At 57.4% G+C, this 13605-nt stretch carries 12 protein-coding genes and 1 pseudogene; 6 read left to right on the forward strand and 7 right to left on the reverse strand.

Features of this window, described 5'->3' with window-relative positions; genetic code table 11:
* Positions 1-40: 40 nt before the first annotated feature.
* From WI754_RS29125 to WI754_RS29140, 4 genes and pseudogenes are all read right to left on the reverse strand, one after another.
* Entirely contained in the window at positions 41-1549 is a 1509-nt protein-coding gene (locus WI754_RS29125) for an O-antigen translocase (protein WP_341486502.1), read from the reverse strand.
* 7 nt (positions 1550-1556) lie between these two features.
* Positions 1557-2474: a dTDP-4-dehydrorhamnose reductase gene (rfbD, locus tag WI754_RS29130; protein ID WP_341486503.1), complete on the reverse strand. Its 918-nt coding sequence runs from the start codon at positions 2472-2474 to the stop codon at positions 1557-1559.
* Between the two features lie 226 nt (positions 2475-2700).
* Positions 2701-2842 (reverse strand): annotated as a pseudogene (locus WI754_RS29135) (sugar phosphate nucleotidyltransferase); the annotation flags it as partial.
* 85 nt (positions 2843-2927) lie between these two features.
* Positions 2928-4250 (reverse strand): polysaccharide biosynthesis/export family protein, encoded by a 1323-nt coding sequence (locus WI754_RS29140; RefSeq protein ID WP_341486504.1) that lies wholly within the window; start codon positions 4248-4250, stop codon positions 2928-2930.
* A gap of 524 nt (positions 4251-4774) precedes the next feature.
* Here WI754_RS29140 and WI754_RS29145 point away from each other — a divergent pair.
* The 4 genes from WI754_RS29145 (at position 4775) to WI754_RS29160 (ending at position 7035) form a co-directional block, all read left to right on the forward strand.
* Positions 4775-5530, forward strand: a complete 756-nt coding sequence (locus tag WI754_RS29145; protein ID WP_341486505.1) for a response regulator transcription factor — start codon at positions 4775-4777, stop codon at positions 5528-5530.
* Between the two features lie 6 nt (positions 5531-5536).
* Positions 5537-5977: a hypothetical protein gene (locus WI754_RS29150; RefSeq protein WP_341486506.1), complete on the forward strand. Its 441-nt coding sequence runs from the start codon at positions 5537-5539 to the stop codon at positions 5975-5977.
* The gene (locus WI754_RS29155; protein WP_341486507.1) at positions 5974-6261 is read left to right on the forward strand and encodes a hypothetical protein; all 288 of its coding nucleotides are present in this window, start codon (positions 5974-5976) and stop codon (positions 6259-6261) included. Before WI754_RS29150 ends, WI754_RS29155 begins: the two co-directional genes overlap by 4 nt.
* A gap of 348 nt (positions 6262-6609) precedes the next feature.
* Positions 6610-7035 (forward strand): hypothetical protein, encoded by a 426-nt coding sequence (locus WI754_RS29160; RefSeq protein WP_341486508.1) that lies wholly within the window; start codon positions 6610-6612, stop codon positions 7033-7035.
* Here the strand turns inward: WI754_RS29160 and WI754_RS29165 are convergent.
* Both WI754_RS29165 and WI754_RS29170 read right to left on the reverse strand, forming a co-directional pair.
* Positions 7029-7679 carry a response regulator transcription factor gene (locus tag WI754_RS29165; protein ID WP_341486509.1) on the reverse strand — a complete coding sequence of 217 codons (651 nt, stop codon included), beginning with the start codon at positions 7677-7679 and terminating at the stop codon, positions 7029-7031. The two genes, WI754_RS29160 and WI754_RS29165, sit on opposite strands and share 7 nt — an antisense overlap.
* Complete coding sequence (locus WI754_RS29170) at positions 7676-9076, reverse strand: sensor histidine kinase (protein ID WP_341486510.1); 1401 nt, start codon at positions 9074-9076, stop codon at positions 7676-7678. Before WI754_RS29170 ends, WI754_RS29165 begins: the two co-directional genes overlap by 4 nt.
* 102 nt (positions 9077-9178) lie before the next feature.
* Here WI754_RS29170 and WI754_RS29175 point away from each other — a divergent pair, with 102 nt between their 5' ends.
* A complete protein-coding gene (locus tag WI754_RS29175; RefSeq protein WP_349438081.1) occupies positions 9179-10081 on the forward strand; it encodes a hypothetical protein in 903 nt (300 codons plus the stop codon).
* A gap of 84 nt (positions 10082-10165) precedes the next feature.
* Here WI754_RS29175 and WI754_RS29180 read toward each other — a convergent pair whose 3' ends face one another.
* Positions 10166-10729 (reverse strand): transglutaminase-like cysteine peptidase, encoded by a 564-nt coding sequence (locus WI754_RS29180; RefSeq protein WP_341486512.1) that lies wholly within the window; start codon positions 10727-10729, stop codon positions 10166-10168.
* A gap of 838 nt (positions 10730-11567) precedes the next feature.
* Here WI754_RS29180 and WI754_RS29185 point away from each other — a divergent pair.
* A complete protein-coding gene (locus WI754_RS29185) occupies positions 11568-13517 on the forward strand; it encodes a PrkA family serine protein kinase (protein WP_341486626.1) in 1950 nt (649 codons plus the stop codon).
* Positions 13518-13605 lie beyond the last annotated feature (88 nt).

Genomic DNA, 13605 nt, shown 5'->3' on the forward strand with positions numbered 1-13605 from the left:
TTCAAAGCGTGGCGATTGGGCCCTTCGCGGCACCAGCACTTCAAGCTGACCTCAAGACCCATTTTCTGATCGGTCGCGGAAGCAATTCCACTGGAAGAAGGTCGATTAGCTTTTTCAGTGAGTAAAGTCCGCTCAAAAGAACCGCCAAGAATCCGAGCGCTGTGGCTTGCCACAGCGGCAGGAACAGGGTCGCGCAAAATATCAGTCCTGACAATGCGAGGAAAATGAGTCCAATCCTCCAATTGGCGAGGGACCATCGAAATCCGGTAAGCTTGCGTGCGAACATGTAGATGAGAATACTGTGCCAGACATAAAGCCCAAAAAAAGCCGCAGCGGAGCCGACCAGGCCGATTTTTGATACCAACAACCAGGCCAAGCCTATATGCACGACAGTCGCGGCGATCTCAGTCCAGAAGAAGATTGCCTCCTCACCCTTCGCCAGCACGATGTAACCCATGGGCCAGGCTATGATGCGAAGCAACATGCCAAGGCAAATCCAGCGTAGAAGATCGGCGGCAGCATAGAATTCGGGGGAATAGAACAGCCACATCACGAAGGGGGCAAATGTCAACGTCGCCAATACCCCCGGACCGGCAAGCAAAAGGCTGACTTGCGCCTGCTCATTGACCAGACGGTTACATGCCGCATGATCGCTCGATATCGCCGTGAGACGGGGGTAGAAGTCGGTCCCCATGGCCTGCAGGATGAAGCCGGCGTAGAGACTGCCGAGTGCCCAGGCGGCCTGGTACAAGCCCGCAGCCGCAACGCCACCTTGCTGCAGGACGATAATGCGAACGACATAGGCACTGCCCAGGGTGAGCAAGCCGCTGATCATGAAGACGAAGCCCAGTTTCACGAGGCCAGCCAATTCTTGCCTGAACTGGGGAGCGGACAGATCCGGCGCATTTTGGAGCATCTGTCGGCTGTACCACCACGACGTCAAAAGCGTCGCGGCGGCGGCGGCGACGAGGGACGGCACGATCCCCTCAGACCCGAAGAGGTACACCAGCGGTATGGTCGTCACCGTTGTGAAGAATGCGGCAAGCACGTTGATGCGGGCAAGAGTTGAAATTTCACGTAGTCCCTGAATCAATGCGGTCTGGCCCGCAGAAGCCAAACGAAAGAAGATTGCAAGCGAGAGCAACGCGACGCCGATGACGTGCTGATGGTCGCCGAAAGTGAACCAGGCGACGGGAAAGGCTAGTGCCGCAAGCAGGATCGCGCCGGCGATGCCGAGCGCGATGGACACGCGCTGAAGGACGGACGCGGTTCGCGCAATCTTGCCGGCATCTCCGGTTCCGGTCGCCTCGGCGATTTGGCGAACGCCGCTGGACTGAATGCCGAGACCGGCGACCGTCTGGGCGATATCGGCAATCGAGCTGTAGATGCCCATCAGACCCACACCTTCCGGTCCAAGCAGCATTGCCATTGCCTTGTTGCGGATGATGGCGAAACCCAACGTGACCACGGATGAACTTCCGATCAGGACGGTCGACTTGAGGATTTGGATGTAGGTGTGCCCTGCCACGGGGGTTCCGTTCACGTTCATGGATCGTTCAAGCCTTTCGTTTCCCACGCGCTTTCGGTGGAAAGCCAGGGTAGTCCGCGGCGATGATGCGCCGGACGACGGTGTTTACGCTCGCCTGCCAGGTTGGCGCCCGCCAGCCGAAGGCCCTTTCGAATTTGTCGGTGGAGAGGCACGAATTGGACGGACGCTTGGCCTGCGTGCGGTAGTCGGCGGAAACGATCTCCTTCACCTCGGAGAATGGGCCGCCATGAGTCCGGCTCACCTCGAAGATATATCTGGCGAATCCGGACCAATTGGCCTCGCCGGTGCCGGCGACATGAAAGATGCCGGTATAATGTCTTGCGGGGTGCGTTGCGACGAGCAGGATGGCGACTGCCAGGTCTAAAGCGGATGTTGGATTGCCCCATTGATCGGAAACGACCGCAATCGCCTGCCGCTCGGCTGCGAGGCGCAGCATCGTCCTGACAAAATTGTGGCCGAATGGACTATAGAGCCAGCTCGTCCGCAGGATTATGTGGCGAGGGTTGATGCTGGCAACGGCGCGTTCACTTCGCAGCTTGGTGTAGCCATAGACGGTTTTCGGTTCGGCCTCGTCCTCTTCTTGGTAAGGATAGGGGGCGTCTCCGGAAAAGACGTAGTTGGTGGACAGATGTATAATCGGCACGTGGAGCGTTGCCGCCGTCTCGGCGACGGTAGCGGCACCGTCCACATTGATTGCATAGGCGAGGTTCTGTTCGTCCTCGGCGCGATCGACCGCTGTATAGGCGGCTGCCGACACGACGATTTCGGGCTTCGCACCAAGAATTGCCTGTCTGATGGAAGAGGGATCGGCGAGGTCGAACTCCGGTCGTCCGACGGTTACCAAATCGATGTCAGGCATGCTGGCCGCCACTTCGACAAGGCTGGTTACCACCTGGCCGCTCGTGCCGGTCACCACGATTTTCATTGCCCCGCCGCCCGTCTGCCATGGCGGCTGCCGCCGTAAACGCCCCCGTGGGTCGGCTTCCACCACCATACATTTTCGAAATACCGTGCGTTGGTTTGCGCTAGCCCAACGTCTTGGGTACTCCATGTCTCGAAGAAGAAAGCCGGAACATCGTCGAATTTCGGCGGCACGATCTCCAACACACCATCCAGCCCAGGCGATCTGACTTGGAGGCTCATGCAGTGTACTCGCCGATCAACGCGAGCATCAGTACTCGTAAGGGGCAATACATCATCGGCTTGTCGTAGATTGGCAGCATCTGTTCCGAAACTGCAATCGTAAGAAGACAAAGACGTGTGCTTCCGCTTGGCCAGTATGATCCCTTTCATTACAAGAGCCCTTGCTTCTGCCTCGAAATGGATCTCATCTTTTCATTCGCCTCGTCAGAATGCAGCTCAGATGCGTTGGGCACACTCATTGGCTAGCCTGTTCAGCCCGTGTGTTCTTCGTCACCGGAAGGTCCGTCGCTTGTGGGGATGCCTGGGAGATCTCGGACGTCGCTTTGTGAAGGACCCGCACGACATCTCCCGGTTGGAGAAAGGTTGTATCCGATGCCGGGATCTCGCTGACTGTTTCACCGGTCCGTCGCGTTATTGTAAAGGCGAGCGTAACGCTGCCGCCAAGCGTGCCGGACCCCATGTCCTCGGAAAGGGCGTTCAACAGAAGCTTCTGCGTGGTGTCGCGCTTCGATACCAACTGATCCAGAGCCGCCTGTTCCGACTGGAGGTCAGTGGCAACCTCTGACTGCTGCTTGTCATAGAGACCCTCGAGATTGCGTGTTGTTTCGGCGATGTTCTGGCGCGCCCGCATGATCGCCGTCACCAGATCGAGCCGATTGGCGTGATAAGCACGCAGGGTCCGTTCAAGATCCGCTTGGCGTGATGGAAGTGCGATACCGCGCTCGACCATGCTTTTGGCGTTCGCGAGCTCTTTTTTGATCGATTCGATGTCCTCGTCGGTGCCGCCGATCTTCTTTTCGATGGTTCCTATTTCGGCGCTCAGGAGATCGCGCAGTTCCACAAGAGACTTCGATTGCCGGTTCACGACTTTGAGACGGGCGGCAAAAATGCCCTTTTCCTGTTGGAGAATTGCCGCGGCGAGCTTTCGGTCTTCCTGCGAAACTGGATCGAACCGCATCTCATTTGCGCCCGAAGCCTCGGCTTGAAGCCGGGCAATTCTTATCCGGCTGCGCAACATGGTATTTTCGATTTCCCGAAGTTGGCCGACATATCCTGTATTATCCACGGAACCGATGGCGCCGTTCAATGGTCTGAATTCGCCGCCACTCATGGCTAAGGACTGCAAGACGGTGAGGCCCGGGCGAAACTTGTACTCCCCCGGCTTGCTTACATCTCCCACCACGTAGATCGGTTGCTGATCGAGAATTTCGACCGTGACGTTAGGTGTTTCGACTAATCCTATTTTGGCCTTCAGTTCCCTGGCAATTTCTGCGGCGAGCCCCACGTTATCGAGATTGCTGACGGGTAGAGTACCGATAACGGGCAGCGATATCGTTTTCGCCTCTGAAATCAGGAACTCGCCGCCGATCGAATCCCATTTTTCATAAAGGCCTTTGGTGGGCATCCATTGGACGATCGTCAGTCGAATTCTGGTCTGTGGCGCAAGTTGAGCGCTATCGGCCAGAACGGGTGTAGAGATGCCGCCGACGATACTCATCGCTGCCGCTATGAACGCCGCCTGAAGGGTTCGAGGGTAAGGCCGGAAAGATGCGATCAAGGTCTTTCTCCACGCTGCAAAAACCAAAGCGCCCCGTGGCCCGAAGGCAACGAGCAATGCTCAGTGTGCCAATTGAACACGGATTGAGAAGGGGAAGAGCGGCGCTTCAGCTTCATCAATATTGCTGAAAATCGGATGCCGCGCATACCTGGAATACGCTCAGGTGGACACCGGCTTATCCCGACTGATCTAACGACGGATGCTGGCAAAGAAAGGGTAGGAGAACAGGCGCAGGCGTACTACCGTCGGAGTTCAGGTACTAGACCGTTTGGATGAGTGGGGGCCTAGCTGTATCTCCTCGTCTATTGAGCTTCGCCCCCCGTCTCAACCCTTTTGCGTCGTCGCGGTTGTCGGCGAGCTAGGCTAAAGTCCGCTACTGACGTGTGGATGCAATTTGCGCCGCCGCCGTGGCAAGCAGAGACTGGCTTGCCTTCCGGACGCGCTAAAATCGCTCCAGCACTTTGAATTTTTGTAAAATCCTGAAATCGGCCGGTTTAGGGATCTGTGCAAAGTGGTGATAGGCAATGGATATGCTGTTGGACGGAAATGCGTATGACGCTACAGGCGCCAGAAGGCGGCTGGAGCCGCGACGCGTCATTTTGATTCTGACGAACAGCGGCAGCGTATCGGAACGATTGATCGACGCCATTGAAAGGGAATTCCCCTGGATCCGGATCGAGCAGGTCGAGCATGTTAGTGCTGCCTGCGCGACTTTTTCTCATCCGGTGGCACTCATTCTCATCGACATGGCATTGATGAAGAAAGCAGAAGCCGCATCGGCCGAGCTTCTGCGAATACACCCGCATGCCCTTACCGCCGTCATCGAGCCTTACGACAAGGTTCAGGTCACGCCCCTGAGCGAAGTTGCCGCGTCTCCGCTCATTCGCAGCGTTCTGCCAATGGACCTCAGGCTCGACGTCTGGCTGTCGATCATCCGTCTGATGCTTTGCGGCGGAGAGTATTTTCCACCGGGGTCGATGATCAGGACGATGTTGCGCGATCAAAACGCGATTTTGTCTGCGCACAACGGCGCAGCTCAGGTTTTGCAAGGTCGAATGACCAACATGGCCGAACTCACGGCGCGAGAGTCGCAGATACTCGGGATGGTCTCACACGGCCTTCAGAATAAGCTGATTGCCGCCGAATGCGGGTTGTCCGAGCATACCGTGAAAATCCACCTGCATCACATCATTCGGAAGTTGGGTGTACACAACAGGACAGAGGCGGCGGCAAGGTTTCGCAATCTTCACGACAATGGGCAGCCGATGAATGAGAACTGAGTGCGGATGTCGTTTGCCGCCCCGGCAAAACTTACCGTCAACGGAGCTAGTGGTGTAACCTTTGCCGCGCCAATAGCCTTGATTGTCGGCAATGATCTGGCGGACCTATTGCAACGTGCCTCGCCTCGTGGCGGTGTGTCGAAGCGCGAAAGAAACCAGACCTCCCTAAAGTTTTCAGTGACAGGGGGCACCGTGAAAATCGAAGCGCCAAAGCCAAATTTGGCATACCGGGATCGTGACTTCGCATTCCACGAGGCCTTTGAGCGTGTCCTGCGGGAAATCCCTGCCGACGCAAATGCCAAAGACCGTTGGGGCAAGATCAACACGATAAATCACGCGGACGACCCGCGCCCCGCAAATGCGCCACCCGAGCCCGATCTACTTCCATCCAATGACTGGCCTGCTGCCATGGTCGCGCGGCGGTCGACGGGATCAGGTGCGGCATGACGCATTATGCCTGGACGATCAGGGTACATGGTTGGCACGATCTTCAGAAGGTCACCACGCTGGCTGAGCTGCGTGACATTCTCGAAATATTGGAGCTGCCCGGCACAGCGCCGCCAGATTGGGTTATCAGGGACGCATGGAGCGATGAGGTTGCAGGGCACGGTCACTATACCCACGATGAGGGGGGCAAAGATGAGTGGTCGATCTCGTGGACGACGGTGGATGACGCGCCCGCCGATGGAATGGCATCGCCGGAAACGAAGCACGGGAAGAGACCGTTTTGACGAAGGTGTCAGGAAACGATCGTCGGCGCTTGCGGTGTTGCCCTCCGACCTTGGTCCTAAGTGGATGGGACGAACGTCCTACCTTGTCGAGGGAAAGGTCTGACATTCCTGGATTGGCCTAGTCTCCAGTTGACGGCGCAATCGAGCCGTGAGCAAAATCCTGAAGGCCTGATGGATACGACCGTTGAGGACTCCCCGTTGGTTCATCGTGCCTAAAGGAACCTTTCGCTCCGCTCTCGCAAGGTTTCGATGATCTTGACCTCAACTCCGCCATTGCTCACCGGCGCGTATTTCGATAGCCGATATCAGGCGAGCAATACACCAATCGGAGTTTTCAAGGGGATAATTATGAAGTCGGGTCGGAGATTTGTTGCAGCGCTGTGTTCCGTCTCGATCGCTCTTTCAATTTCCATGATCCCTTGCAAAATTAACATGTCCGGCTCGACCCTTGAGTTGGCTTTCCAGTCCGCTTTGGCCAAAAACGGCGGTAACGGTAACGGCGGTAGCGGCAAGGGAGGTGGCGACGGAAATGGAAACGGCAAGGGAAATGACGGCTCAAACAGCAAGAGCTCCAGCGACAAATCAAGTGGGACGAGTGCAAAGGGCGCGACGGTCGAGGGCGACACTTCGGCCTTGGGCGTTCACCATGACGACGGAATGAGCGAACAGATCAAGGGCGGCCGCTACATCATGAAGGACGCGCGTGGGCGCACCATTGTGAACCGGCGAGCAACGTCAGCAGACGAAAAGCGACTTCAATCCCTTATTCACTGACCGCGCTGGTCGATCGCGTCACGCAGCACCATGGCAGCTTCGGTCCGGTTCGTGACGCTCAGTTTTGTCATGATCTGCGTCATATGGTGCTTGACCGTCTTCTCCTGCAGATCAAGCTTCCTCGCGACAAGTTTGTTGCTCATGCCAGACGCCACGAGACGCAGAACCTCCTGCTCTCTCGTGGTCAGGCTTGCAACCAGTTCAGACTGGTTTGCAGCGGCCTGCGATCGGCTGGACAGGAGTTTGGCTGAGAGTGTCGGCGCGACATAGCTCTCCCCCGAGGCCACGGCGCGAATGACATCTGCCAGTGCGCGGGATCCAATTCCTTTAAGGACATAGCCCTTTGCACCGCTGTTCAAAGCGGCGGTTACATCGTCGCTCGCCTCTGAAACGGTGAGCATGACGATCTTCTGCGACGGCGCGATTTCAAGGATCAGCGGGATCGCATTCAGCCCGCCACCCGGCATGGAGATATCCATTAGCATGACGTCGGGGTTGAGGTTCTCGGCAATTCGGAGTGCATCGTCCTTCGAGCTTCCTTCCGCGACGATTTCAAACCCGTCGATCTCCGACAGGCTTCGCGTCACTCCCTCTCTGAACAATGGATGATCGTCGATCACCGCCACGCGTATTCCTGCCGTCATGCTTGTCCAATCTCCTCACTGCTGAGTGACATCCTAACGACCGTACCCGGGTTAGAAGAGCTGACTTCAAATGCGCCGCCCAGGCTTTCGATCCGTTCCCTCAGACCGGCAAGTCCAAGGCTTGTAGGCTGTATGTCGCCGGGATCGAAGCCAGGCCCGCTGTCTGCAACTTCAATCCTCACCCGGTCGCCTTCCATTGTCTGCACAACACGCTGGCCGACGCCTCCACCGTGGCGGTAAGCGTTGTTAAGCGCCTCCTGCACGAAGCGGTATATGCATATCTTGGCGGACGGAGAAAGGCGATCGGGCGCGGCGGATATCGACAAATCCACCGCCGATCCCGTTCGCTGCTTGTGTGCCTGAACGCTCCGCTCCAATATTTCTGATAAGCTCGCAGCCTCTATCTGCGGCAGGACCAGCCCGCTGCATATCGTTCTGATCTCATCCATGGCCTCGTCGAGGCTTGCCTTGATGGCGATGATTTCGCGTTCGCGCGCCGCCGATGACGTTGACGGGCTGACCAATGCGTTGCTATCCAGCCGCAACGAGGCGAACGCAACGAGCTGCGCAGGGCCGTCATGCAGGTCGGCACCGATGCGTCGCAGATGGCTCTCGTTCAGCGCCGTTGCCCGTTGCGACGCGCGCTGGACACGTTCCCGCAGCGTCTCGTTTTGCGAAAGCAGCGCCGAAAGCTCGTCTATGCGCTGCCTGAGGGCGCGGCGCTGGCTTTCGATGGTTCTGCTGCCCCGCAGGACGATTGCCGAAAGCACAATGAAGAAGGAGACCGTGAAGGCCGCAACCGCCAGCCAGGCATGGAACCGTGCCTGGCGCAGGCTCCGCTGGAAGTCATTGGCAATCTCGTGAAATTCGGAAACAGCGACAACCTGTCCTGACCATGGTTGGAGAACCGGATTGTAGATTTTAAGAAGCGGCGCACGGCCCGCACGGTCAGTCTCGTCCGCAGCGGCGTCAAACGGCTCGAAGCGAGCGACCATCTGGCCGGCAAATGCCGTCCTTAATTCGTCATTGAGGTCAAATCGCTTGCCAACCGCGTTCGCCTCGTTCGAATAGAGCACGGTGCCATCGGCTCGCCAGAGGCGGAACGACCGAAGACGATCCCCCAGCGCTCCCTGTCCAAGCGTTTCATCGAGGGCGCGGGTTGCTGCGTCGTCCAGGACCTGCGTCGTCTGCATGTCAGGCAAGAGCGGTGCGATGACGCTGTCGACATAGAGCGCAGTTGTCGCAGCCGAATTTCGCGTGACCGCATCTTCGATGAGGCTGGAGACAAACCCGCCGACCAGTACCATGGCCGTCGTCGCGACAATGCCGCCGATCAGCAGGAACTGTTTCGTCAGCGACTGCGTGTTCCATCGTATAATCAGGGTGTTGGCGCGCACGAGAAATCTCGGGATCGGCCGCCTGGCTCGCAGGCGGCAATTTGGTAACGTTCGAGTCGGCAAACTACCGGCTCCCGGTGAGCGGTCAATGGCGCGCGGTCCATGCTGATACTTCTCGGACTTTTGGCACCATCATGGTCAGACCTAAGTCTTACCTGTTGTAGCAATGGTCTGAAGGCAATGGAACCATGCGCCTGCACAAACTATTGTCGCTTCACGTCGAGAGTGGCTCAGTCATTTGTACCAAGGGCCGCGAATATTCAACGGGAGGTCATTATGACTATTGCAAAACTACTCGGACGAAGCATCCTCGCTTTGACCATTGCGGCTGCCCCGGTGGCAGGCGGTACGTTTGGTATCACCGGCACGGCTTATGCGAAAGACGGGAACGGCAACTCCGGAGGTGGAGGCGGCAATGGCAACGGCAATGGCAATGGTGGAGGTCGCGGCGGCAGCGAGAACCATGGAAAGTCGGATAACGCGCGCTCAGGCAAGAACGAAAAGCGTAGCGGTGTCGACGACACTCCGACGCTAAAGTCGTTTTTTACGTTCGGGAAGAAATCCGATAAGGCAATCAAGGCGGAAAAGGCGCCGAAGGCGGACAAAACGGCCAAGGTGAAGGTGACGGCAGATAAGGCCAATACGGCTGGAATAAGCTCGCTGAATCGCAACTATCACGCATACCTCAATTCGAATGATCCCCGCATGGCGGCGATTTCGGCCTATGCGATAGCCTATGCGGAGTTCGAAGCTGAGAACGGCCCAGACATCGTTCCGACCGATCCGGCTCTGAGTGACGAGGCACTGCGCGACGCACTCGCCAGCTTCACCAAGGACGGCGTTGTGACCGATGACACATTGGAGACGGCCAAGGACATCCTTGGCGTCGGACCCGCAGTCGGCAAAATCGACCAAATTCGTGACACGCTTCCGGAAACGACGTCTGAGACAACCACGACGACGACGACAACAACAACGACGATTGAAGTCGATACTGCAAACTAAGCCGTCGTGTGGCCGGCACGGATCTGACCTGCCGGCCCGCATTCCCGGGCTCGGTCACACGGCGAGTGTTACATCCGGCGACGATCAACGAAGATATGCGGTGCGGCGCAGGTTATCGAGGACGATTTCGCCTCTGTCCGTTTTGAGGACCAACACGACGTGGCCTTCGCCGGAGCGGCGGCTGACGACGACTCGCATCGCTGTCGCAGGAACACCGGCTCGAATAAGCCTGCGGCGCTTTGTCATGACGTAGTCGTCGCAGTCCCCGCGGGAGACATCGGCCGACCACACATCGGCGGTTTCCCGCGTCGGGATTATTGCGTCGTTGACCTGGGTTTGAACCTTGCTCACGAGTTGCATCAGCGGGGCCGAATAGCGGACGAATCGGGGCCCCTTCGTCGGGCACTCATCGATGTGATCCATGCAATAGATGCTGAATGCGATCGGTTCGGCTGCGCTTACCAACGAGAAGACAGCAGACGCCAGCCAGAAAAGAACCGCCAGGACGGCAAGTGTCATCGATCCGAAGATCAACAGCAAAGACCAGTTGCGGCCATCGTGCCGCTCGCAGGTCATCATGTCGTCGTCGACGGAGTGGCAGGTGGTATCCGACTGTCTGCAAAATGTGGCCGGGTCGAGCGTCCTCATCGTCAAAATCCCTTGCTCGCCGCGCACGATAAAGTGCGCTGCGTTCAGCAGAAAAATAAGCTAAGTTATTGATAGTGTTTGATCTCGGCGATGTCCGAGTTCCTGGGCGTGCTCGCGCTACGTCGAATAAAAAAGCATTTTGACTCCCCATGCGATGGTACAAGTTAGTGTTTCCAGCAACCTGCAATCCGTGGGGCATGGGATTGGGCGCTAGACGCCAGCCGCGCCCTCTGGCACTGAACCGACAAGCCCTTTTTTACCATTTCTTGGTTGCGGTAGGCAGAATGATACAAGCGGTAGAGGCCCAGGCTTTCGGCTGAAAGATCACGGCCGCAAGAGGTATGGCGGTATGCGAACGAGGGCGCCAAACGCCGGAAGGGCGGTGGCCACATGGGCGCCGCTACTTTCACGGGCAAGGGCGGCGAGCGTGGTATGTAAAACAGGGGTCAGCCCCCCTCATCTACCGCGACGTGAGTGGCGACCGGCATGTTGAATTCGCCATCCATTTTGATGACGCAGTCACGACGAGGACCGGCGACTTCGTACTCCGCAGCAGTAGTGATGACGATGAATTCCTCGTTATAATTGGGCACTTAGAATTGCCATCAGGGGCGGTCTTCACTACACTACTGAGTCGGTGCAACGGGCACGCTGACTTGTCTTATCCCGGCATTGATCACCGGCGCGGATGCGCAACTTGTCGCCCTGTCGCCAGCCTGTAAATTCATTGCTAATGCCGGTTATGTGAAGGAACTTACTGCAAGGGAAACCGTTGATCTCATGAGCGAGCCGACAAGCCAGCGATCCCATGGCAACCAACCGGCCGCGGGAGAGCATGATGCAAAAGGGTGAAACCGACGTCTTCGACCTCTTTTCGGAGATTTACACCAGTGCAGCGCAAGAGGAGATCAGTCTCCAAGAATATCTCCTCGCATGCCGTGATGATAAAAACATGTACGCCACCGCGCAGGAGCGGATGGTCGCCGCCATCGGAGACCCGACCTTCGTCGAAACAAGTTCAGACGAGCGTCTTGGCAGAATCTTCTCCAACCGAACAATCAAAATCTATCCCGCATTCTCCGACTTCTATGGCATGGAGGATACGATCGAGCGCATCGTCGGCTATTTCCGCTATGCGGCCCAGGGCCTCGAAGAACGCAAGCAGATCCTTTATCTGCTGGGCCCGGTCGGGGGAGGCAAGTCGTCGCTGGCCGAGCGGCTGAAGAAGCTGATGGAGCTGCGGCCCATCTATACGCTGATGGTCGGCGGCAAGATCAGCCCCGTCTTTGAGTCCCCACTTGGCCTGTTCCATCCCGAACGCATGGCCGATCTTCTGGAAGACAAGTACGGCATAGCCAGGCGGCGCCTCACCGGCATGATTTCGCCCTGGGCGACCAAGCGGCTCGACGAAGTGGGCGGCGACATCTCGAAATTCAGCGTCGTCAAGCTGATGCCGTCCCGTCTGCGCCAGGTCGGCATAGCCAAGACCGAGCCGGGCGACGAAAACAACCAGGACGTCTCGTCGCTAGTGGGCAAGGTCGACATCCGCCAGCTCGAAAACTTCAGCCAGGCCGATCCTGACGCCTATTCCTACAGCGGCGGGCTGAACCGCACGACGCAGGGCCTGCTCGAGTTCGTTGAAATGTTCAAGGCGCCGATCAAGGTCCTGCACCCGCTTCTGACCGCGACCCAGGAGGGCAACTACAACGGCACGGAGAATTTCGGCGCGTTTCCCTATCAGGGCATCGTCGTCGCCCATTCGAACGAATCCGAATGGCTGCAGTTCAAGAACAACAAGAACAACGAGGCATTCCTCGACCGCATTCTGGTGGTCAAGGTGCCCTATTGCCTGCGCGTCACCGAAGAGCGGCAGATCTACGAAAAGCTTCTACGTGAAAGCGAACTGGCCAATAATCCCTGCGCGCCGGAGGTGTTGGAGAACCTAAGCCGCTTCACCGTTTCCACACGGCTCGCAGAGCATGAGAACTCGCCCCTCTACACAAAGATGCGGGTTTATGACGGCGAAAACCTGAAGGACATCGATCCGAAGGCGAAATCGGTGCAGGAATATCGTGACGCCGCCGGCGTCGACGAGGGCATGACGGGCGTCAGCACCCGTTTCGCTTTCAAGGTGCTGTCGGAGACTTTCAACTACGACACCAAGGAAATAGCTGCCGATCCGGTGCATCTCATGTACATCATGGAGCAGGCGATCCGGCGTGAGCAGTTTCCGAAGGAGACGGAGGCAGCCTATCTCGACTTCATCAAGTCGGACCTGGCGGCCCGCTATGCCGAGTTCATCGGTCATGAGATCCAGAAGGCTTATCTGGAATCCTACAGTGAATACGGCCAGAACCTGTTCGACCGCTATATCGCCTATGCCGATGCATGGCTCGAGGATCAGGACTTCAAGGATCCCGACACCGGGCAGATCCTCAACCGGACAGTCCTCGACAACGAGCTGTCGCAGATCGAGAAACCGGCCGGCATCGCCAATCCGAAGGACTTCCGCAACGAGGTCGTCAAGTTCACGCTTCGCGCCCGTGCCAAGAACCACGGCCGAAATCCGTCATGGATGAGCTATGAGAAGCTGCGCGAAGTGATCGAAAAGCGTATGTTCGGCCAGGTGGAAGATTTGTTGCCGGTGATCAGTTTCGGTTCCAAGAAAGACAGTGCCACCGAAAAGCAGCATGCAGAGTTCGTCCATCGCATGATCGAGCGCGGATATACCGAACGCCAGGTTCGGCGGCTCGTCGAGTGGTACATGCGCGTCAACAAGGCGGGGTGAGAGTACGGATGTCCAGAGCCGGATGATTTTAGGTCGAATCCACCTGAAATCTGAATCCGCCTCTCAATAAAAGAGTTGGAGCATGATG

This window comes from Pararhizobium sp. A13 (assembly GCF_040126305.1).
Taxonomy (GTDB): Bacteria; Pseudomonadota; Alphaproteobacteria; order Rhizobiales; family Rhizobiaceae; genus Pararhizobium.